This is a genomic window from Flavobacterium sp. 9AF (genome assembly GCF_902506265.1).
Classification (GTDB): Bacteria; Bacteroidota; Bacteroidia; order Flavobacteriales; family Flavobacteriaceae; genus Flavobacterium.
This window is the reverse complement of sequence record NZ_LR733556.1, coordinates 84,650-107,514: the sequence shown is the minus strand read 5'-3', so window position 1 is coordinate 107,514 and position 22,865 is coordinate 84,650. Positions and strand designations below refer to the sequence as shown.

Genomic DNA, 22,865 nt, shown 5'->3' with positions numbered 1-22,865 from the left:
TTTCGACTTCTAAAAAAAGCGACTTTTTAAGTCGCTTTTTTTAAATTCTATTTTTTTATTATCTTATTTGTAAATTGTTTGCCATCAAAAGTGATTGCTTTAACAATATACATTCCCGATTGCAGATGTGAAATATCAATTGAATTATTTCTTATTTCTGTATTAATCTTTGAACCAGATAAAGTAAACAATTCAACACTTGCTATTTCTTCATTTGATTCAAAAATAAAAATATCTTTTACTGGATTTGGATAATAAATTATACCTTCATTTTTAGCGAAATTATCATTCATCAAAGTTGCTTGTGACAATTTTGTAATAAAAATATCATTACTCCCATTAGTGTTTCCAGTTATTAATTGATTGCCCGCAGAAGACAATGGGTCAATATCAATTTGTGTCGAATTAAAATATCCAGAAGCAATTAAATTATAATTACTATCTACTGTTAATGCCCAAATATTATCATTATTATTACTATTTGTATATGAATATCCCCAAAGATAATTACCTGCACTATTTAAACTAACAAGAAAAATATCACTTGTTCCTGAAGTACTTCCATAATTTGGAGCGCTAACGGTAGTTGATGAAGGGTCTAAATCCATTCCCCCAAAACTATTAAAAGTTCCTGCAACATATACATTATCTGAAACATCAACCGAAACACAAGTAGCTTGTTCATTTGTACCTGAACCAATTCCTTGAAAACTTTTAACCCAAACAAATGCTCCATTTGCGTTATATTTTACTACATACCCATCAAATCCACTACCTCCATTTGAATTTGCTAAATAAGAGCTCGCAGGATTTGAAGGGTAATCAAAATAACCTGTTGAACCAGCAAATCTACCCACTATATGTATGTTATTTTGACTATCAAAAGCTAATTCAAAAGCTTGGTTAGCTGAAGAAGTTGAACCAAATCTTTTGGCATATATTAAATAACCATAACTTGCATTTAAAACCTGCACAAACGCACTTGTATAACTTCCATTTAATGAAAATAAAGTATAATTAGAAGAACTAGGGTCAAAATCTACAGAAGCCCTAAATTCGCCACATACAGCAAAACGACTTTCATCATTTGATAGTTTTAAATTGTAAGCTATATCATCATAACCATTACCAAACGGGTATGCATATAAAATAGTTCCATTACTGTCAAACTTAGCAACAAAATAATCATAAGTTCCTGATGCACTAATTCCCCAAGAGTAACCTGACCCAAGTGTTAAAGCTTGAGTATAACTACCACATGCATAAACATTTCCACTACTATCAACATCTACTCCTGTAAAAAAATCATTACCAGAACTTACTGCTGTTCTAAACCAAAGTGGATTACCGTTAGTATCCATTTTTAAAAGAAATCCATCATAACCACCTCCGCTAGAAACTGTTCCTAATGATCCAAAACTAAAACTATTTTGAAAACGACCTCCTACATATACATTCCCAGCATTATCGACTGCAAGTCTTTGTCCTAAATCTATACCAGTTCCACCATAAGTTTTAACCCAGACATAAGAACCAGATGCGCTTAATTTTAATATAAATATATCATTCCCACTTCCATTTGATGTTTGCATTGCTGTTCCAGAACCTGGGTCAAAATCAATTGTTCCAGAATATTCTCCAGTTATGTAAACATTACCAGATGCATCAGTTATATTATCATAAACTAAAATGGCTGCAGTATTCCCAAAATGATGCGCCCATTCAAATGAAGGAGTTTGCGAATAAAAATTAAATGAAATAGATAAAATAAAGCATAGTAAAAATTTTTTCATAGCTGATATAATTAAGATTTATTCCTCAAAATTAAGTCAACAGAAAATCGGAATTTAGAACCAACTTCTAAACGGCAAATATGAACTTCTAAACTACATTAACAACTCAATAATTTTGTTGAGTTCGTCTTTTTTTTCTTTTGAAACAGGTATTAAAGCATTATTTTCCAGCTCAATAGAAGTTCCGTCTTTTTTAATAATACGTTGTAGGTATTTCAAATTAACTAAATAAGAGCGATGTGGTTTGTAAAACATATCTTTATTTTCGAGCATATCTGAAAAATATTTCATTGGTTTACTAATCAAAAGCTTTTTATTATTCGTCAAATAAAATTCAGTATACATACTATCGGCTTGCAAATAATAGATTTCATCTAGTTTTACAAACAGAATTCCTTCTTCAACTGGTAATGCAATTTTCTTAAATTTCTCTGCTGTCAATACAGTTTTAAGTTCAACTAATCGTTCTTGTAATTGACTTTGTTGAATCATCTTCTTTGCTTTTTCAACAGCTTCTTTTACTTTATTTGGTCGTAGCGGTTTTAATAAATAATCGATTGCAGAAAATTCAAAAGCCTGAATGGCATAATCACTATAAGCTGTTGTAAAAACAATTTCAAACGTAATATCATTAATATCTAAAAATTCAAACAACTGAAGACCCGAATGTTGTGGCATTTCAATATCCAAAAAAACAATACTTATTTCTTCTTTCTTAATGATTTCAATACCTTTTAATAGATTTTCTGCCTGAAAGATTTCTTCAATTTCACTGCAATATTCACTTATAATAGTATGTAAAAGCGATCTCGCTTTACTTTCATCATCAATAATAACAACTTTCATTAGGCTTTTATTTTTAATGTATTGTTAATTTAATATGGGAATAGTCACTATAACTTTTGTTCCCAAAGTCTGACTGTTTTCATCAACTAAATCTTCAATTTCCAGTCCAATTTTTTGACCAATATTTTGATTTAACAATTGCAATCTGTTATGACTCGCTTCAGTTGCAAATGATTTGTGTTTTCTATTTTTATTAATTTCTTGACTGGCTTTTCTTCCAATTCCATTATCTGTAATGATGCATTTTAGAACTGTTCCTTTTTCAAGAACAAATTGAATATCTATATATTTCGTACCTTCTTTATGTAATAAGCCATGTTTAATTGCATTTTCGGCAAAAGGTTGAATTAAAAAAGAAGGTATTTGTATACTATCAATATCCAAACTGGGCTTATATGTAACTTGATAATTGAAATCATTTTCAAAACGCACTTTTTCTAATTTCAAATACAGTTCTAAGGTTTCTATTTCATCTCTAAGCGTAATATAATCTTCTTGACTGTACTGCAAATAGCTTCGCATTAAATCGGCAAAATCTCCTAAATAATTGGATGCTAATTCTTTTTTATTTTGCAAGATAAACTCTTGAATACTATTCAATGCATTAAACATAAAATGAGGATTCATTTGAGATTTTAAAGCGGTAAGCTTGGATTTATTTAACTCTTGTATGTATTTTTCTTTTTCAATTTCCTCATTTTTTTTACGCATCAAATAGCGAATTCGCGCTCTATAATACATTACAACACTACAAGTAATTACTAAAATTACACCTACAAGGAATTGCCATTTTTTCCAAAAGACCGTTGCTATTTCAAAACAAAAGGTTTCCATTTGATTGGAAACTTGCGAATCATCTTTAAGCTTCACCCTAAACTCATATTTCCCAGCAGGTAGTTTTGTAAATTTTATGGTATTATTATTATAATCAGTCGTGTACCAATTTTCATCATATCCTTTCAATTGATATACATATTTTAAATTCCTTTTATCTTTATGTGTTACTGAAAACAGGCTAAATTCTATGGTGTTTTCAGTAGAAGACAAAAATTCATTGGCTCCAATTTTTTTAAATCCGTTTACGATTACATTATCAATTTTAATGGTTGGCAACGTCTTGGACGCTATTACATCATCAAAATTAAATTTCTGAATTCCTTTAGAGGTAATTACGTAGATTTGGTTATCCAAAATTTCAAAATCGAAAATAGCATTCGATAATAACCCTTCCGATTTAGTAAAGTTTTTAAACGTCTTTTTTTTTAAATCATAACTTTGCAAACCTTCATTTGTAGAAACAAAAACGGAACCTTTATTATATACAAGCTTTAAAACATTATTAGATAAAAGTTGATCTTCAATTGTAATTTTATTTATTAATTTATTTTTTTCAAATATTAAAATCCCACTAGAAGAAGCCACCCAAACTTGATTTTCAACTCCTATTATATGAGATGCAAAAACTGCTTGTCCGCGTATTTTAATTTTAGAAAAGTTTTGGTTTTTAAAAACCTCTAAACCTGTTGAAGAACCTACCCAAAGTGTTTTATTTTTTTCATCATTGAATACCGCATAACTTCTCACACTGTAATTTAATTTTTTGCCTTCTAGCTTTTCATCTAAGTAATATAAACCGGAACGAGTCACAAAATAAATGGAATCTGAAAGTTGATTTTGAAAAACATCATATTTATTATAATTATTACTCCCTAAAAGATTAAAATCCTTTCCATTATAAATTTGATTATTTACAAAAAGGAAATCGGATTTTGACACATATTTTAAAAACTCAATCTTTTTCTGATTTTTGAGCTTGATTTTAATATCGTCATTATTTAATTGGTAGATTGTTCCTTTAGTTCCTCCAAAATATATATTGTCTTCTTTTTTTGTAATTTTCTTTAAATCATCTTTTTCCAACAAATCATTGTTCGTATAATCGATTACGTTTAAATTCGGAATTAATACAATTCCCTTTCCAAAAGTACATAGCCAGAAATTTCCTTCTGTATCTTCTAAATAGGAGGATATAAAATAATCTTTAAATAAAAGTTTATTATTATATAATGGATTTCCATTCAAATTAAAGCAATACAAGCCATTTTTAGAACTGGTTAGCCAAACCAAATCCTTTTTTTTAGAAAGCATTGCTGTATAATGCACCGATTTATCATTGGGTACCTTATAATCAATGGCATGAATTTTTTTTTGTTCTTGTACCAATGCTCTAGGTTCTAAATTTACAAAAAGAGCTATATCGTTAGTATATGTAATTTCAGGTTTTAATAGATTAGTGGATATTTGGGGTAATTCCGATTCAATTACTTCAAGTTTATTATTGAAGTACTTAAAAAGCTTTTTATTTTCGGAGAAAAACAACTGTCCTTGCGCATTCTTTACTATTTGACAAGCACTCTCTTTTTGATACTTATAAATCAGTTCAACTTGCTTGTTTTTTTTTACCTTCAATAAAGCATTTACAGATATCAAAAGTGCATTATCAATATCAAAACTTATGTAAATAACGCTGGAAATATATTCCTTTGGAATTTGCCAATACAATTCCAATTGTCTATTAAATATTCTAAAAATTTGTCCACTGAGATTGTAACAATAAATCATTCCATTTTTGTCTTTGGTTAAACCAAAAAGCGATAAATCTTTAACGATAGTACTTGAGACAACATTAAAATGCAAACCATCGTAGTGATACAAACCGTTATTAGTAGATAACCAAACTGTATTATCTTCATCTTGAATGATACTGTATATATTTACACCTGCTAACTCTTCTTCTCCAATTATTACATGTGAAGGTTGTTGCGCAAAGCATACACATGTTAATAATAGAAAAAAAAGTAGTTTATTTTTCATTCATTCATTTATTATTTCAAAAATACAATTTTGACGAATTATTTTTGACTATAAACTTTTAAAAACGCTGTTTGAGTTTCTAAAGAATACGTATAAATCCTAGTGATACATTTTTTATCCTTCTCAAAATGAAATAATGATTACAATTTTATGAATATAATAATTTTTAAACTTTATATTAACAATTTCATAATAAATTACATTTACTACAACGTTTTAGGTTTAGATTAAAAAATAATCTATAATTTCGTTCTGATAACCCAAAAAAAACCATGAATATAAAAATAACTGGATCTGGAAGTTATATTCCTACCGAAATTGTATCCAATATTGATTTTGCAAAGCACGTTTTCCTCAATGACGATGGTACCCCTTTTCCACACCCCAATGATGTGGTTGCTCAAAAATTTTTGGAAATCACAGGAATTCAAGAAAGGCGATATGTTACTTCTGATTTAAATACTTCTGATATTGCTACTATTGCTGCAAAAAAAGCCATTGAAGAAGCTCAAATTGATCCTGAAACATTAGATTACATTATTTTTGCACACAACTTTGGTAATGTAAAAAATGGAGCCATACAAGCTGATACGTTACCTAGTTTAGCAACAAGAGTAAAATTTGATTTACGCATAAAAAATCCAAAATGCGTTGCTTACGACATGCTTTTTGGTTGTCCTGGCTGGGTTGAAGGTGTTATCCAAGCCAAAGCTTTCATTCAATCGGGCATGGCAAAAAAATGCTTGGTTATTGGTGCAGAAACACTTTCTAGAGTTGTAGATTTACACGATAGAGATTCCATGATTTATTCAGATGGTGCTGGAGCTACTATTGTGGAAGCAACTGATGAAGAAGGTGGTGTTTTAGCTCATGAAACTGCTAGCTTTACATATGATGAAGCCTACTATTTGTTTTTTGGAAATTCATTTAATAAAACACATGATCCTGACGTTCGCTATATTAAAATGCACGGTCGTAAAATTTATGAGTTTGCTTTAAGCAATGTTCCCAAAGCAATGGCTACATGTTTAGATGCAAGCGGAATTGGAATTGATGAAGTAAAAAAAGTATTAATTCATCAAGCTAATGAAAAAATGGATGAAGCTATTATTCATCGTTTTTACAAATTATATAAAAAAACGCCACCTGAAGGAGTAATGCCAATGAGTATTCATAAATTAGGAAATTCAAGTGTAGCAACTGTCCCCACTTTATATGACTTACTTAGTAAAGGAGAGTTAGAAGGACATGAACTAAAAAAAGGAGATGTTATCATTTTTGCATCAGTAGGAGCTGGAATGAATATTAATGCGATTGTATATCGAATGTAAAATAAAAAAGGCTGTCCAAAAATCTACAATGATGTTATCCTGAATATATTTAACTTCGATTTCAGAATCTTAAATTATTAATTATCAGCTTAATTTAGAATCTGAAACAAGTTCAGATTGACAAAATTCATTACTTTTTGGACAGCTTCTTCTGTTATTCGTTTATATACACTTTTCCACCTTTCATTACAAAAGTAACCTTTCCCATTACTTCAATATCTTTAGTAGGATCACCATCAACAGCAATAATATCTGCTAATTTTCCCTTTTCTATAGCGCCCAAATTTTCGGATTGCCCTAACAAATCTGATGCATTTAAAGTTGCGGTTTTTAAAATCTCCATAAAAGGCATTCCTACTTCATGCATATAAATAAATTCTCTCCAGTTGTCTCCATGGGCAAATACTCCTGCATCGGTTCCAAAGGCTATTTTTACACCATATTTGTAGGCACGCTCAAAAGTATTTTGAATTTTAGGACCAATGGCTAAGGCTTTTGGAACTACTATTTCTGGATAATAATTCGGAATTTTAGCAAATTGTCCTACTGCTTTTCCAGCCGTTACCGTAGGTACTAAATACGTTCCATGTTCTTTCATCAATTGCATGACTTCTTCACTCATATACGTTCCGTGTTCAATAGAATGAACTCCGCCAATAACCGCTCTTTTCATAGCCTCTTCTCCATGACAATGTGCCGCTACTTTAAACCCATAATCATTAGCTGTACTTACTATAGCTTGAATTTCTTCAATCGTAAATTGAGAATTTTCTCCACTTTTTGCTACACTTAAAACACCACCTGAAGCGGTTATTTTAATTAAATCGCTTCCATCTTTATAACGTTGTCTCACGGCTTTTACACATTCATCAACCCCATTAGCCACTCCAGATTCAGGGCCTGGATTTCCCATTAAATCACTTCGATAACCATTCGTAGGATCAGCATGACCACCAGTAGACGCTATTGATTTTCCAGCAGTAAATACTCTTGGCCCTTTTACTAAATCTGCATTAATAGCTCTTCTAAGTGCAATATTTACATTGGTTCCACCTAAATCTCTAACCGTTGTAAATCCGGTCAATAAAGTCTTCTCCGCATAACCTATAGAACGATACGCGATATCCGCTTCGTTTAAAGTAAATTCTTCCAAATATTGCTTTGGATTTGTCTCATGTTCCAAATGTACGTGCATGTCTATTAGACCAGGCATAACTGTTTTAGTAGACAAATCTAAAAAAGTATCGTTCTTACCAACTGTTACATTTTTATCAGTTACACTTTCGATTCTATCACCCACAATAATAATATTTACATTATTTAAAATGGCACCCTTTTTTACATCCACAAATTTCCCACAGCGTAGAATAGTTTTATTTTGTGCCAATGCAATGGTGACCGTCAAAAGCAAGATAACAGAAATTATTTTTTTCATTTTTGAAGTATTTGATAGGTTTAAAAATACAAAAAAAGAAGTTGCTATAATAATCATTTTAAAAGCATTGAATTCTTTGTAACTTTACAGCGAATATTTTTAAATTCATGAACAAAATAAAACTGTTCCTCATAAAATTATGTACGAGAAAACCTATCCCAATAAGCGCTTTAAACTTACTTTAGAATTTCTAAAAAAACATATTACTACTTCAGAAACCATATTGGATTTAGGAGTACCTAATCCTTTTTCTAAGATCATGCAAGCCAATGGATATAGTGTTATCAACACCAAAGGTGAAGATGTAGACCAAGACCAAAGTGCGTTACTAAATGAAACCTACAGCGTTTTTACGGCTTTTGAAATTTTTGAACATTTACTTAATCCTTATACCGTTTTAGAAAATGTAACTTGTGACAAAATTTTAATTTCTATTCCGATGCGTTTATGGTTTTCAGCAGCTTATAGAAGCAAAACGGATCCTTGGGACAGACATTATCATGAATTTGAAGACTGGCAACTTGATTGGTTGCTTGAAAAAACAGGATTTAAAATTATAGACCGTATTCAATTTACGCATCCTGTAAAAAAGATAGGTTTTAGGCCTTTATTACGTTTTTTTACACCAAGATATTATTTGGTATATGCAGAAAAAGTAAAATAGTGATTGGTTGTTAGGAAATAGTCTATAGAAAAGCGCATAATGAAATATCAAATACTTATTCCTGCTCATAATGAAGAGCAATTTATAGGACAAACATTGGAATCATTAGTAAATCAAACCTTACCTCCAAAAAATATTTTGGTTGTGAATGATAATTCTACAGATGGTACTCAAAAAATTATTGATCAATTTTGCTTTACTTATCCAGACATCATTTCTTCTGTTACCATACAATCCGAAGCTATTCATTTACCAGGAAGTAAAGTAATTAATGCCTTTAATTTTGGGTTACAATTTATTTCAAAGGACTACGACATCTTAGTTAAAGCTGATGCGGATTTGATTTTTCCTCCTCATTATTTTGAAACCATAATCCAACATTTTGAAGCCGATGATACCGTTGGTATGGTAGGTGGTTTTGCTTATATTGAACGTAATGGAACTTGGATTTTAGAAAATCTAACCGATAAAGATCATATTCGAGGTGCTTTTAAAGCGTATCGCAAAAATACCTTTAAAGAAATTGGAGGTTTAAAACCCGCTATGGGTTGGGATACAGTAGACGAATTACTTTGTAAGTATTACAATTGGAAAATAGTAACAGATAAAACATTACATGTAAAACATTTAAAACCTACTGGTGCTAATTACAACAAAGCCTCACGTTATAAACAAGGTGAAGCTTTTTATAGTTTAGGATATGGTTTTTTGATAACAGCAATAGCCTCTTTAAAATTAGCTTTACGAAAAGGCAAACCTCTCTTATTTCTAGATTATATCCAAGGTTTTTGGAAGGCCAAAAAAGCCAAAAAAGAATTATTAGTTACCTCAGATCAAGCGCAGTTTATTAGAAATTATCGATGGAAAAAGATGAAAGAAAAAATTTTTGATTGATACTGGAAATTGCGTTAGTGATGGAAACGGCATCCTTTTGCTACATGAAATGAAGCAAAAGATAAAGTGTACAGCACGACCTGAAAGGGAACGCCCAAAAAAACTTATCACTTATCACTTACAACTCACAACTTCTTACTATTTTAGCAAATATTTATAAACCATGATGCTCATTCGTTATTTATCCCAAATAGGAAGGTATTTTATTATGCTCAAAGAGGTGTTTAACAAACCTACTAAATGGAGTATGATGAAACAACTCATATTTAAAGAAGTAGATGATTTAATTATTGATTCTTTAGGAATTGTATCTTTTATCTCTTTCTTCGTAGGTGGAGTAGTTGCCATACAAACGGCTTTAAACTTAACCAATCCTCTAATACCTAAACACTTAATTGGTTTTGCCACTAGACAATCGGTAATTTTAGAGTTTGCACCTACTTTTATATCCGTAATTATGGCTGGAAAGATGGGTTCCTTCATTACGTCAAGTATTGGAACTATGCGCGTTACAGAACAAATTGATGCTTTGGAAGTAATGGGTGTTAATTCTTTAAACTATTTGGTTTTTCCAAAGATTATTGCCTTGTTATTGTATCCCTTTGTGATAGGATTAAGTATGTTTTTAGGTGTTTTTGGAGGCTATATTGCAGGTGTTTATGGTGGTTTTACATCTAGTGCAGAGTTTATACAAGGAATTCAAACTGAATTTATTCCATTTCATATTACCTATGCTTTTATTAAAACGGTTGTTTTTGCTTTGATATTAGCCACTATTCCTTCGTTTCACGGTTTTTATATGAAAGGAGGAGCACTTGAAGTGGGTAAAGCGAGTACCGTAGCCTTTGTATGGACCTCTGTGGTTATTATTTTAATGAATTATGTGTTAACTCAACTCCTTTTAAGCTAATGATAGAAGTTAAAGATTTAGAAAAAACCTTTGGTGATCAAAAAGTGTTAAAAGGCATTAGCACTACTTTTGAATCTGGAATGACGAACTTAATTATTGGACAAAGTGGTTCTGGAAAAACTGTCTTTTTAAAATCGTTATTAGGCATACACAAACCTGAATCTGGAACAATTTCATTTGACGGTAGAATATATTCTAATTTAAGTGATGATGAAAAAAGAGAGCTTCGTACCGAAATAGGAATGGTTTTTCAAGGAAGTGCGTTATTTGATAGTATGACTGTTGAGGAGAATATTGGTTTCCCTTTAAAAATGTTTACTAGAAAAACAGCTGCAGAAATTAAAGAACGTGTCAATTTTGTAATTGACCGTGTAAAACTAATTAATGCTAACACTAAAAAACCCTCTGAGATTTCTGGAGGAATGCAGAAACGCGTAGCTATAGCAAGAGCCATTGTAAACAATCCTAAATATTTATTTTGTGACGAACCTAACTCGGGTTTAGACCCAAAAACAGCCATTGTTATCGATAATTTAATTCAAGAGATTACTGAAGAGTATGATATTACAACCATTATCAACACCCATGATATGAATTCGGTAATGGAAATTGGTGATAAAATTGTCTTCTTAAAAAATGGCCTATTAGAATGGGAAGGTTCAAACAAGGAGATTTTTAAAACAGATAACGAAGCGGTTACGGATTTTGTTTACTCTTCAGAATTATTCAAAAAAGTTCGAAAAATGTATTTGGATGATGATAAATGATTAATCAGCTTTCACTTCCATTTTTTTTACTTTCAATTTTGTCTTTAACCAATTCTCTAATTTTTGAGCAGTTTCTGATTTGGTTTTGGTTCCTACTTTAGCATTCCATTTAATTTCAAAAGTAGGAATCGTATCGACTTTACTAAAGTTAGTCACCAGTTTTTCTGCATAACTAACTTCTTCAATATTAGCATCCAATGCTTTCATTTCTTTTGCAATTTGCTCAAAAGACATTATAGTTGCTTTTTTAGTCGTTAATTGATTTTTTAAGTCAAATATTTGTCGGTCTTTATCCAACAAATCAGCATCCTTCTTCACTAATAATTGTTGGTTTGACAAAAAGGATTGCTCAATATCTTTCATTTTTGTCATAGTTTCTATACTTCCGTTATCTTGAAACACTTTAAAAGTACAGTTTGCATAGCCTAATTCTTTCATTTTTTTTTCAAAGGTTGTCACTTCTTCTTTTGTCAAGCTTTTACCAATGACTGCAAAATTGATTTGTCTTTTCGAATAATCTTTTTTCACATCTAAAATTAAAACCCCTTTTTCAGATTTTAATTCTTCAATTAAAGTATCTACTTTTTGGTCAAAATCCGATTGTTTATATAATTGATAAAACATATAAACGCTAGGAATAAGTATACTTAATGCTAATATAGAAATTACCCTCGACAATAATTTTCTTCTTTTGGAATCGGCATATTCTTCGTAAGGAAATTTCAAAAAACGAACAACTACAAATGTAGCTGAAGCAATAAAAATGGTATTAATAGAGAACAAGAATAAAGCTCCTCCAAAAAAGTTCCATTTACCCGTTGCTAATCCATAACCTGCTGTACATAAAGGAGGCATTAAAGCAGTTGCAATAGCAACACCAGCAATGGCATTAAATAGTTTATTTCGTTGACTTATTGCTACAATTAAAGACAAACCTCCTGAAAGTGCAATAATCACATCTCTCACATCTGGAAAAGTACGATTAATTAATTCTTGGGTTTCATTTTGAAAAATAGGAATACTAAAAAACATAAAAGAAGTCAGCAAACTTAAAATAACCATTACGGCAAAATTGTTCAATGCCTTTTTTAATAAATCAATATTATTAATACCTAAAGAAAGACCAATACCTAAAATCGGCCCCATTAAAGGAGAAATCAACATGGCTCCAATAACCACAGCGGTAGAACTTGTATTTAAACCTACTGATGCAATCAAAATGGAGAAAATAAGTACCCAAGCAGTAGCGCCTTTCATGTAAATTCCTGCCTTGATATCATCAATAGTATTGGTTTTATCGGAATCTCTTGAAATATCAAAGATATCAACAACAAATTGCTTAACTTGTTTAATTATTTCTGAGAAATTTAACGGAGTATGGTTTTCCATAATTACTTTATTGTAATTTACTTACAATGCCTTTAATTTCTTGCTCTTTACTTTTTGGATAAATTAATAGAGTATCTGATTTATCAACAATTATATAATCATCTAATCCGTCAATAATAATTAATTTTTTCCCTTCAGCTCTAATAATATTATTAGAAGCATTTTCCAAAACTACAGTAGCATTCACAACTGCATTATTATTTTCATCCTTATCTAGTTTTTCATGTAATGAACCCCAAGTTCCTAAATCGTTCCAATCGAATGTTGCAGGTAAAACAAACACATTGGGTGCCTTTTCCAAAATAGCATAATCAATTGAAATATTTTCAGCTAATGGATAATGAGAAGCAATAAATTCTGTTTCTTTACCCGTATTATAACTTTCATAGCCCGATAAAAACAAAGCATTCATTTCAGGCTGAAACTTCTCGAAAGCCTCAATAACAGCTTGCACACTCCAAATAAAAATCCCCCCGTTCCATAGAAAATTACCACTAGCCAAAAAAGCTTTTGCCGTTTCATAATTAGGTTTTTCTCTAAATTGCTTTACTTTTTTAATTGGGTTTTCATCCCTCTTATCGTATTCAATATAACCAAAACCTGTGTTAGGAAAAGTAGGTTGAATTCCTAAAGTCATGAGTGCATTATGACTAGCACAGTATTGAAATGATTGTTTCACATTTTCCAAAAAGGCTTTTTCATCTTCAATCCAATGATCTGACGGTGCTACAATCAATAAAGCATTAGGATTTAGTTTTTTAATTTTCATAGAAGCGTATAAAATACAAGGGGCAGTATTTCGCATAGCCGGTTCAAGAACCACTTGCTCAGGTTTAATAGTAGGCAATTGTTCTAGAACTAACTCATTATATCTTTCATTGGTTAGAACCAAAATATTTTCAGATGGAATTAATTGACTTAATCTTGAAAAAGTCTTTTGAATAAGCGTATCACCGGTTCCTAACATATCGTGAAACTGCTTTGGAAAATCGGTTGTACTTACTGGCCAAAAACGTGAACCTACACCACCAGCCATTATTATTGCGTAATAATTTTTGTCTTTCATGTTTACCTTAAAAGGATTCTTTTAATAACTTTAAATATACTTAAAAATATAATGATAAATAACAATATGTTTGAAATAATATAAATTACTGAAAAAAGGAGCAGTAACTCATTTGTATAAGAATAATCATCAAACGATGGAAATTCATTTTTGGTTTTAAACAAATCATAAGGAAAAATAATTCCTAAACAAGAAATTATAGACATTAAAATTTGAATATTTTTTACTGTTTTATTGATTACAACTCTAGATAAAGCAATTAAGACACATATAATCCAATTTACAAATAAAACCATACTAAAAAGCCAATACAAGTGTTTAAATTCAACAACATAGTAAGTATCGTGAATGTTTATATCCAAATTATTGTTTTCTTGAAAAGGCATCAAAAAGCCAAGAGTTAGAAACAAGATTGAAACTAGCAAATAAAAATGATGTGGTTTATCTTTTAGTGTTTTTAAAATCATAAATAATTTAAAACGAATATTAACTTGGCACTAATTCAACCTCAGCATTTGGCTGAAATAAAAAAACACGACCTGTTTGCAGTTCGATACATTCGTATCGTTTAACCCGTAAAGCTATTTTTTTAAAAACTCTACCATTGTGAATTCTAAAATGAGCACCGTAAGGTAATTCAAAGATATAATTTTTATCAGAATCTTTTGCATCATATTGTTTTAAGGCCAAAGATAAAGTTGCATCGGTATCGCTACTTGCTTTCGGATTTTTAAAATGGCGTGCCAATAACGGCAATAATTGATTAGGAAAAATTTCAGGTCGTATATAAGGCAACATCAATTGTCTGAAAGTCAATTTCCATTCATCCCCATGAGGTTTAATATACCTTCCGTATTTTTCAAAGGCAACTAAATGAGCAATTTCATGAATTAGAGTAATTAGAAAACGATATTTATTGAGACTAGCATTCACTGTAATTTGATGATAGCCATTCCCATCCTTTCTATAATCTCCATGACGTGTTACTCGTTCATTAACGATTTTTAAATGAACGTGATTGCTTTTGATTAACTCAAAACAAGGTTGAACTGCATGTTCGGGAAGGTATTTTTGTAAAACGTTGCTCATTGTGTGCAAATTTATCTATTTTTGATTCATCTATAAAATTCAACATGAATAATCTGGTAAAAAAATATTATGATGATTTAGCAAAACACTATGACGAGAACAGATTTAATAACTCTTACGGAAAATATATTGATAAGCAAGAAAGAAAATTTCTAAAAGAATCTATTTTAAAAAATAAATATAAAAAAATATTAGATCTTGGTTGTGGCACAGGCAGACTTTTAGATTTTGCTTCATTTGGCGCAGATATAAGTTCGGAAATGCTAACAAAAGCTAGAGAAAAATTTCCAAGTAAAGAATTACAATTAGGCAGTGTAACAGCTATTCCTTATAAAGAAGAATCCTTAGATGTAATTTATTCATTTCACGTAATAATGCATTTAGACAAACAGATTACAAAAGATTTTTTAAAAGAGTCACATTCCAAGCTAAAAGACAAAGGCATACTAATTTTCGATTTTCCTTCAAAAACAAGACGTTTATTAGTAAATTATCAACCTAATAGTTGGCACGGAGCAAATCACTTTACAATTAAAGAAATAAAGGAATTAATCGAATCGAATTGGGAAATCAAGAGAACAAGAGGATTTCTTTTTTTTCCAATACATAGAATACATAAAAAAATAAGATTCCTATTTACCGCTTTAGACATTTTGTTATGTAAATCCCCTTTCAAAAAATATGCCTCCTATATAGTTATAGAATTAGAAAAAAAATGATTTTAAAAAGAATAATACCACAAAAAGTAAAATTAAAATTAAAGCTTTTCAAACTGTTTTTTTGTGATTACATGCTTGATTTTGCTAAACCAAGCATTCATCAACTTCAGTTTTTATTTAAAATAGAAACCAAACAAGAAATAAAACAAGGAATACATTTTGACAACAAACTTCATAATTTTTTAATCGCCAAAATAAAGATAGAAGAAGTTATATTATTTCCAAACCAGATTTTTTCATTTTGGAAATTAGTTGGCAATCCTTCCGAAAAAAATAATTTCAAAAAAGGCAGAAACATCATCGACGGAAAAGTCTCCGAAAATATCGGTGGTGGTTTGTGTCAAATTTCTTCAATTGTTTATGTTACTGCTTTAAAAGCTGGATTAGAGATTATAGAGAGACATAACCATTCTGTAGACATTTACAAAGAATCTGAACGTTTTACACCTTTAGGTTCAGACGCTACCGTTGCCTATGGATACAAAGATTTAAGAATCAAAAACACTTTTCCTTTTCCAATTCGCTTTTCTTTTGAGATTAAAAATAATTCTATAGTTTGCAATATTGAAAGTGTAGAGAGGATTGAAAATAAGGAATTGAATTTCAAACGTGTTTCCGAAGACAACAATAATGTAAAAGTTCTTACAGAAATAAATGGTGTCCCAAAATATTATTCTATATACAAAAAAATCAAGGAGTTGTAGATGAAACTTGCAATACTTTTCCGTTATAGTATTTATTTCCAGTTAAACTAAAATCAAAAATATAATTTGCCATTTCCTTTGCCGAAAGTGGTGCTTGATAACCTGGAAAAGCTTCTTGTAGCATTTCTGTATTGACTGCTCCCAAAGCTAAAACATTGAAAGCAATTCCTTTTTCTTTATATTCTTCAGCTAATAATTCGGACAAAGTAATTACAGCACCTTTACTTGAACTATATGCCGCTAAACTAGGAAATTTCATACTTCCTTGAATGCCACCCATTGAACTAATTGTTACTACATGGCTTCCTTTCTGCATAAATGGAATACAAATTTTTGTCAATTCAGCAACAGCAAAAACATTTACCTTATAAACTTGTTCAAAATCTCGAGGAGTTAATTCTGAAAAGGGTTTTGCAATAAGTAAACCCGCATTATGAATTAAAACGTCTACTTTATTTTTCCAAGATTTTTCTAAAAATTGTTTCACTTGATTTAACTCTTCCTGATTTGAAATATCAATTGACAAACAAGTAACGTTACTATTTTCAATTAATTGCTTAGAAACTTTACGTGAAATTGCTAATACTTGATGCCCTTGATTTGCAAATTGCAAAGCCAATTCTAACCCAATTCCTCTTGAAGTACCTGTTATAATAATGTTTTTCATTTTTTAAATACTTGAGTTTAGTAAAGAGAATAAATCTCCTTCATTTAAAATTGCAAAATGATTATGATTTTCTATTGTTATTTTAATTGAATTTCCTTACTCGAAGCATTAATCATCTTTTCTAATACAGGAATGGTTTTATTCACTACATTAGTCATATGTTTGGTATCCATTAATTCAAATTCATCATCTGGCTCATGATAAAATTTAAAATTCTCAAAATCAAAAGTAGAAACGGTTTGAGCAGGCACTTCAAATTCGGTATAAAAAGGATAATTATCGGAAGCTCTAAATAATTGATATTGTGTTTCCGCAGGAATATAGCCAATGAGATTTTCACCTGCGTATTCATTCATTTTTTGAGCCATATTACTTTTACCAAAACCAGTTATATAAAGCAACATATCTTCACGATTCATTTTCACTCCAATCATTTCATAATTAAACATAAAATACAAATTCAGATTTTGTTCTTTTAATTTTTTTGCCAAATGTTTGGAACCTAATAATCCTTTTTCTTCTGCTGAAAAGAAAACAAAAATAATACTTCTTTTATTGGTTTTATACTTTGCAAAATATTTCACAACTTCGGTTACCGCAGTTGTCCCTGAAGCATTATCATTAGCTCCATTTGCTATATCATCACCATTTACTATATCATCTCCCTTTAACTGACCTATATGATCATAATGCGCTCCAATAACCACAAATTCATTTTTCAATTTTGCATCATTCCCTTCTATATATCCTACAACATTATAAGCAGGCCATCTAAAGTTACTTAATGTATCTTTATAAGTCTTAAAATAAGGAGGTACATTATTTTTTTTAAAAACATCTTCTAAATAAGCCGCTACATTGTCCATCTGTTTTGTTCCGGCTTCCCTTCCCAAATTTTCATCTAATGTTAAAAACTTGAGCGTTTGAACAACATCTTCTTGTTTAGCAAAATTTATAGTCTCAATAGCTTTTTCTTGATTGGTATTATCTGTAGGCAACTTAGAAACTATTGGACTAGATCCACTACATGCGATTAAAAGAAAACTAAATAATAAAGAAAGATTTTTCATGAAATGATATTTTTGTAAAAATAAAAAAATCCCAAATAAATTGGGATTTTATCTCTATATTAATTTGATTTATGCCAACATAGTCACTGGGTTTTCCATAAACGCCTTAAACGTTTGTAAGAATTGAGCTCCAGTTGCTCCATCAACAGTTCTATGATCACATGCTAAAGTAACTGTCATTGTATTTCCAACTACAATTTGTCCATTTTTAACTACTGGTTTCTGTACAATTGCTCCTACAGATAAAATAGCCGAATTAGGCTGATTGATAATAGAAGTAAATGATTGAATACCAAACATTCCTAAATTAGAAATTGTAAAAGTACTTCCTTCCATTTCCGCTGGTTGAATTTTTTTAACACGTGCTCTTCCAGCCATATCTTTAACATTAGCACCAATTTGAGTTAATGTCATTTGATCTGTAAATTTCAAGACTGGAACTACCAACCCATCTTCTACTGCAACAGCTACACCAATATTTACATGGTGATTTAAAATCATCGCATCTTCTTTCCATTGAGAATTTACTTGTGGATGTTTTTTTAATGCCATTGCACTTGCTTTAATAACCATATCATTAAAAGATACTTTAGTATTAGGAATGCTATTTATCATTTCACGAGAAGCCATAGCGTTATCCATATCTAATTCGATAGTCAAATAATAATGTGGTGCTGTAAATTTAGATTCTGCTAAACGTTTAGCAATAACTTTACGCATTTGAGAGTTCTTCACTTCCTCTTGATACACCTCTCCAGCTGGAACAAATGGTTTAACCTCTGCAACCGCATGACTAGCTTCTTTTACAGGTTCAACAACTTTTGAAGAAGCAGTTGTAATTGGGCTGTAATTCTCAATATCCGATTTTACGATTCTACCGTTTTCACCAGATCCTTTTACTTCTGCCAAATTAATCCCTTTATCTTCCGCTATTTTTTTAGCTAAAGGTGAGGCAAAAATTCTACCATTTGAAGTAGATGAAGTATTTTGTATTGCTGTTGTTTCAGATGTGGTTGTTGTTTTAACCTCCTCTTTGGTTTCCTCTTTTTTAACACTAATTGAATCAGCAGTTTTAGGATTCGAAAGCACACCAGAAATATCAGTTCCAGCAGGTCCAAGAATAGCTAAAATACTATCTACAGAAGCAGATTCACCTTCCTGAACACCTATATATAATAAAGTACCAGCATTGAAAGATTCAAACTCCATTGTCGCTTTATCGGTTTCAATTTCAGCTAGAATATCTCCCTCAGAGACAACATCACCCACTTTTTTCAGCCAACTAGCTACAGTTCCTTCTGTCATAGTATCACTTAAACGAGGCATTGTTACTACAATTACTCCTTTAGGTAAAGCAGTACTTTCATTGTTTGTTTGAGGCGTATCCTTTTCTTCTTTTGCTTCTATTTCTGTCTTAGAATCCGCATTCGCTTCCGATTTAGAACCATTTAATAAACTTGAAATATCTTCACCTTCTTTACCGATTATTGCTAATAGAGAATCCACATTTGCCGTTTCACCTTCATTAACACCAATATACAAAAGTGTTCCTGCATTAAATGATTCAAATTCCATTGTAGCTTTGTCTGTTTCAATCTCAGCTAAAATATCGCCTTCTTCAATTTTATCACCGACTTTTTTAAGCCATTTTGCCACGGTTCCTTCTGTCATTGTATCGCTTAAACGAGGCATTGTTATTACTGTTGCCATAGTGCTTATAATTTATGAGGTAAAAATGGATAATTTTCTTGTTCGTACACAACATCATACATTACATTCAATTCTGGATAAGGAGATTCATCAGCGAATTTTTCACATTCTTCCACTAAATCCCTTACACGATTATCCATTGCTTCAATTTCTTCAGCAGTAGCATAACCATTTTCTTTGATGATATCTAAAACTTGAGTAATTGGATCAATTTTTTTGTATTCTTCAACTTCTTCTTTAGTTCTATAGTGTTGTGCATCAGACATAGAATGTCCTCTATATCTATAGGTTTTCATTTCTAGGAAAGTTGGTCCATCACCTCTCCTTGCTCTTTCAATCGCTTCATGCATTGCTTCAGCTACTTTAATTGGATTCATACCATCTACTGGTCCGCAAGGCATTTCATAACCTAAGCCAAGTTTCCAAATATCAGTATGATTAGCCGTTCTTTCTACAGAAGTTCCCATCGCATATCCATTATTTTCTACAATGAATACTACAGGTAATTTCCAATTCATAGCCATGTTAAAAGTTTCGTGTAATGAACCTTGTCTTGCCGCACCATCACCAAAATAAGTCAGTGTAACTCCTCCAGTTTCGAAATATTTGTCTGCAAAGGCTAAACCTGCACCTAAAGGAATTTGACCTCCTACAATACCGTGTCCACCATAAAATCCGTGCTCCTTAGAAAAAATATGCATTGATCCTCCTAGACCTTGAGAGGTTCCAGTAGCCTTACCCAAAAGTTCTGCCATAACACGTCTTGGATCAACACCCATACCAATTGGCTGAACATGGTTACGATAAGCAGTAATCATTTTATCCTTTGATAAATCCATAGCATGCAATGCTCCTGCTAGTACTGCTTCCTGACCATTATATAAATGAAGAAATCCTCTTACTTTTTGTTGAATGTAAAGCGCAGCAAGTTTGTCTTCAAATTTTCTCCAAAATTGCATTTCTTCATACCATTTTAGGTAAACTTCTTTAGTTATTGGTTTCATTTGTTTTTGAATTAAATTGGATTTTTTACAAAAAAAGATAAAAACCTTAATTTGAAAAATTTTTACAAAAAGCAAAAATACTACATAGAAGCTTATTGAAAAAATTAATTTTTATCAATTTTCTTTAATTTATTATGAATATGTTACTTTTTATCAACGAAATCGTTATAGATGCTTTTTCTCAAACAAGAATGGCAAAAGGTTTTTTAAAGAATTAGAATGATATACTTTCCCTTTAGAACCCATAAAATAAATCTCAATATCGACATCTTGTTTCATTTCATATTCAGCTATTGATTGCCTACATGCCCCACAAGGCGGAATAGGTTCTTCCAATTCTCTATCCTTTGGGGAAGCAGAAATAAACAACTTCAATACTTTTGAAGTGGGATAATTTGCTCCTGCATAAAAAATCGCCACTCGTTCTGCACATAAACCAGAAGGATAAGCTGCATTTTCTTGATTTGAGCCAGAAACGATTTCTCCGTTATCTAAAAGAATTGCAGTACCTACTCCAAAATTTGAATAAGGAGCATATGCTCTTTCCCTTGCCTCTATTGCTTTTTGCATTATTTTTTTATCTTCTGTATCTAGTTCATCAAGAGAATCAAAAACAGAAAATGTTGTAGTAAATGTAATTTGCTTCATATATATAGGAAAAAAAATCCAAACTCATTAAGAATTTGGATACTTATTTTTTTAATAATTTTTATTATAATTCATCATAACCATCACCAAAATTAAATGACAAAGAGAATCGCAATGTGTTTTCTAATGGATTTCTAACTTTTGATGCTGAGAACAAATAAGAAACATCAATTTTAACAGCATTGTATTTAAAGCCAGCCCCTAAAGTAAAATATTTTCTTGCACCTTTCATTTCACTTTCATGAAAATAACCTGTTCTTAATGAAAAAGAGTCTTGATAAGCATATTCTGCTCCTAAAGCATAAGTAAACTCTTTTAATTCTTCACTAAAACCATCTGGTGCATCACCAAATGACTGAAAAATACCACTCACCCAGCCTGTTTTTCTATAATCCAAAACTGCTTGACTATTTGCATTATCTGCTTCTGATTGAGTATATGCAGTTCCATCTTCTTTTAAATCACCTACATTAATTTTGCTTGGTGGTGTTGGCACTAATAATTTAGTTACTTCTACACCAACAGCTACTTTATTGTATTCATCAAATATAAAATCAAAACCTGCGCCTAATCTCATATTAGATGGAATAAAGTTAGAATTTTCTTCTAATTTATCATTGTCGTAATTAATTTTTGGACCTAAATTTTGGAAATTAAAACCCGCTCTCCATCTTCCATTAAAGTCATCATATGCAATTTCTTCAGATTGATAGTATCCTGAAATATCAACTGCAAAAGTTGTCGCAGCTGACGCATCGTTATTATCTGTAGCAATTTTCAAATTAGAGCGTATAAATCTTCCTCCTACTGACATCGAAAAGCGTTCGCTTAGCTTTAAAGCGTAAGAACCATCTAAAGCGAGTTCATTAGGAGAAACTGTATTTTGCAATTCACCAACTGCATTTGTCAACTGAATATCACCCAAACCAAAATAACGCAAAGAGGCAGCAAAAGCACTTCTTTCGTTAATTCTATTGAAATAGGTAACTTGTCCTAAAGAAATATCATTAGCAATACTTGTTAAATAAGGAGTATAACTTAATGAGAAGCCTTGCTTTTCTAATGAAAAGGCATATTTTGAAGGGTTATGTTGTTGAGAAAACGCATCAGTAGAAGTAGCAACACCCATATCTCCCATACCAGCAGATCTAGCATCTGCTGCAATTAACAAAAAAGGAACGCCTGTTGTAATAACTCTTTCCTGTGCTTTAACATATTGACCAGTTATAAATATAATTAATAAAACTGCAATTTTCTTCATTCGTATTGTAAATTAAATTAGACA

21 protein-coding genes are annotated in these 22,865 nt (G+C 30.9%); 7 read left to right on the top strand and 14 right to left on the bottom strand.

The genetic code is table 11. The features are described from left to right. Positions 1 to 47: 47 nt before the first annotated feature. The 3 genes from HALO113_RS00535 to HALO113_RS00525 form a co-directional block, all read right to left on the bottom strand. Positions 48 to 1,793 carry a T9SS type A sorting domain-containing protein gene (locus HALO113_RS00535; RefSeq protein WP_159777159.1) on the bottom strand — a complete coding sequence of 582 codons (1,746 nt, stop codon included), beginning with the start codon at positions 1,791 to 1,793 and terminating at the stop codon, positions 48 to 50. A gap of 93 nt (positions 1,794 to 1,886) precedes the next feature. Continuing rightward, complete coding sequence (locus tag HALO113_RS00530) at positions 1,887 to 2,639, bottom strand: LytTR family DNA-binding domain-containing protein (protein ID WP_159777158.1); 753 nt, start codon at positions 2,637 to 2,639, stop codon at positions 1,887 to 1,889. A gap of 24 nt (positions 2,640 to 2,663) precedes the next feature. Beyond that, the gene (locus HALO113_RS00525; RefSeq protein ID WP_159777157.1) at positions 2,664 to 5,513 is read right to left on the bottom strand and encodes a histidine kinase; all 2,850 of its coding nucleotides are present in this window, start codon (positions 5,511 to 5,513) and stop codon (positions 2,664 to 2,666) included. Between the two features lie 272 nt (positions 5,514 to 5,785). Here HALO113_RS00525 and HALO113_RS00520 point away from each other — a divergent pair, with 272 nt between their 5' ends. After that, positions 5,786 to 6,844, top strand: a complete 1,059-nt coding sequence (locus tag HALO113_RS00520; protein WP_159777156.1) for a 3-oxoacyl-ACP synthase III family protein — start codon at positions 5,786 to 5,788, stop codon at positions 6,842 to 6,844. A gap of 154 nt (positions 6,845 to 6,998) precedes the next feature. On the opposite strand, the gene HALO113_RS00515 is transcribed toward HALO113_RS00520, so the two are convergent. After that, the gene (locus HALO113_RS00515; RefSeq protein WP_159777155.1) at positions 6,999 to 8,279 is read right to left on the bottom strand and encodes an amidohydrolase family protein; all 1,281 of its coding nucleotides are present in this window, start codon (positions 8,277 to 8,279) and stop codon (positions 6,999 to 7,001) included. 139 nt (positions 8,280 to 8,418) lie between these two features. Here HALO113_RS00515 and HALO113_RS00510 point away from each other — a divergent pair, with 139 nt between their 5' ends. The 4 genes from HALO113_RS00510 (at position 8,419) to HALO113_RS00495 (ending at position 11,514) form a co-directional block, all read left to right on the top strand. Continuing rightward, positions 8,419 to 8,943 carry a methyltransferase gene (locus HALO113_RS00510; RefSeq protein ID WP_159777154.1) on the top strand — a complete coding sequence of 175 codons (525 nt, stop codon included), beginning with the start codon at positions 8,419 to 8,421 and terminating at the stop codon, positions 8,941 to 8,943. Between the two features lie 39 nt (positions 8,944 to 8,982). Beyond that, positions 8,983 to 9,837, top strand: coding sequence for a glycosyltransferase family 2 protein (locus HALO113_RS00505; RefSeq protein WP_159777153.1), 855 nt, complete (start codon positions 8,983 to 8,985; stop codon positions 9,835 to 9,837). Positions 9,838 to 10,000: 163 nt separating this feature from the next. Then, on the top strand, positions 10,001 to 10,747 hold the full coding sequence (locus HALO113_RS00500) for an ABC transporter permease (protein ID WP_159777152.1): 747 nt from the start codon (positions 10,001 to 10,003) through the stop codon (positions 10,745 to 10,747). Beyond that, on the top strand, positions 10,747 to 11,514 hold the full coding sequence (locus HALO113_RS00495) for an ABC transporter ATP-binding protein (RefSeq protein ID WP_159777151.1): 768 nt from the start codon (positions 10,747 to 10,749) through the stop codon (positions 11,512 to 11,514). Before HALO113_RS00500 ends, HALO113_RS00495 begins: the two co-directional genes overlap by 1 nt. On the opposite strand, the gene HALO113_RS00490 is transcribed toward HALO113_RS00495, so the two are convergent. The 4 genes from HALO113_RS00490 to HALO113_RS00475 are packed head-to-tail and all read right to left on the bottom strand — an operon-like array spanning position 11,515 to position 15,058. Continuing rightward, positions 11,515 to 12,903 (bottom strand): DUF389 domain-containing protein, encoded by a 1,389-nt coding sequence (locus HALO113_RS00490; protein ID WP_159777150.1) that lies wholly within the window; start codon positions 12,901 to 12,903, stop codon positions 11,515 to 11,517. Positions 12,904 to 12,910: 7 nt separating this feature from the next. Next, positions 12,911 to 13,969, bottom strand: a complete 1,059-nt coding sequence (locus HALO113_RS00485; RefSeq protein WP_159777149.1) for a mannose-1-phosphate guanylyltransferase — start codon at positions 13,967 to 13,969, stop codon at positions 12,911 to 12,913. 2 nt (positions 13,970 to 13,971) lie between these two features. After that, positions 13,972 to 14,436 carry a hypothetical protein gene (locus HALO113_RS00480; protein ID WP_159777148.1) on the bottom strand — a complete coding sequence of 155 codons (465 nt, stop codon included), beginning with the start codon at positions 14,434 to 14,436 and terminating at the stop codon, positions 13,972 to 13,974. A gap of 19 nt (positions 14,437 to 14,455) precedes the next feature. Continuing rightward, positions 14,456 to 15,058 (bottom strand): SprT-like domain-containing protein, encoded by a 603-nt coding sequence (locus HALO113_RS00475; RefSeq protein ID WP_159777147.1) that lies wholly within the window; start codon positions 15,056 to 15,058, stop codon positions 14,456 to 14,458. Positions 15,059 to 15,102: 44 nt separating this feature from the next. Here HALO113_RS00475 and HALO113_RS00470 point away from each other — a divergent pair, with 44 nt between their 5' ends. Both HALO113_RS00470 and HALO113_RS00465 read left to right on the top strand, forming a co-directional pair. Next, complete coding sequence (locus HALO113_RS00470) at positions 15,103 to 15,777, top strand: class I SAM-dependent methyltransferase (protein ID WP_159777146.1); 675 nt, start codon at positions 15,103 to 15,105, stop codon at positions 15,775 to 15,777. Further along, complete coding sequence (locus HALO113_RS00465) at positions 15,774 to 16,481, top strand: VanW family protein (RefSeq protein ID WP_159777145.1); 708 nt, start codon at positions 15,774 to 15,776, stop codon at positions 16,479 to 16,481. The genes HALO113_RS00470 and HALO113_RS00465 overlap by 4 nt, the downstream gene beginning before the upstream one ends. On the opposite strand, the gene HALO113_RS00460 is transcribed toward HALO113_RS00465, so the two are convergent. The 6 genes from HALO113_RS00460 to porV all read right to left on the bottom strand — a co-directional run bounded on the left by HALO113_RS00460 (position 16,468) and on the right by porV (position 22,841). Beyond that, the gene (locus tag HALO113_RS00460; RefSeq protein ID WP_159777144.1) at positions 16,468 to 17,148 is read right to left on the bottom strand and encodes an SDR family oxidoreductase; all 681 of its coding nucleotides are present in this window, start codon (positions 17,146 to 17,148) and stop codon (positions 16,468 to 16,470) included. The two genes, HALO113_RS00465 and HALO113_RS00460, sit on opposite strands and share 14 nt — an antisense overlap. A 77-nt stretch (positions 17,149 to 17,225) precedes the next feature. Further along, complete coding sequence (locus HALO113_RS00455; RefSeq protein ID WP_159777143.1) at positions 17,226 to 18,218, bottom strand: M20/M25/M40 family metallo-hydrolase; 993 nt, start codon at positions 18,216 to 18,218, stop codon at positions 17,226 to 17,228. A gap of 69 nt (positions 18,219 to 18,287) precedes the next feature. Continuing rightward, positions 18,288 to 19,928, bottom strand: coding sequence for a pyruvate dehydrogenase complex dihydrolipoamide acetyltransferase (locus HALO113_RS00450; RefSeq protein ID WP_159777142.1), 1,641 nt, complete (start codon positions 19,926 to 19,928; stop codon positions 18,288 to 18,290). A 5-nt stretch (positions 19,929 to 19,933) separates the two neighbouring features. Continuing rightward, positions 19,934 to 20,932: a pyruvate dehydrogenase (acetyl-transferring) E1 component subunit alpha gene (gene pdhA / locus HALO113_RS00445; RefSeq protein WP_159777141.1), complete on the bottom strand. Its 999-nt coding sequence runs from the start codon at positions 20,930 to 20,932 to the stop codon at positions 19,934 to 19,936. 165 nt (positions 20,933 to 21,097) lie between these two features. Next, positions 21,098 to 21,580, bottom strand: a complete 483-nt coding sequence (gene cdd, locus HALO113_RS00440) for a cytidine deaminase (RefSeq protein WP_159777140.1) — start codon at positions 21,578 to 21,580, stop codon at positions 21,098 to 21,100. Between the two features lie 64 nt (positions 21,581 to 21,644). Then, the gene (gene porV / locus HALO113_RS00435) at positions 21,645 to 22,841 is read right to left on the bottom strand and encodes a type IX secretion system outer membrane channel protein PorV (RefSeq protein WP_159777139.1); all 1,197 of its coding nucleotides are present in this window, start codon (positions 22,839 to 22,841) and stop codon (positions 21,645 to 21,647) included. Positions 22,842 to 22,865 lie beyond the last annotated feature (24 nt).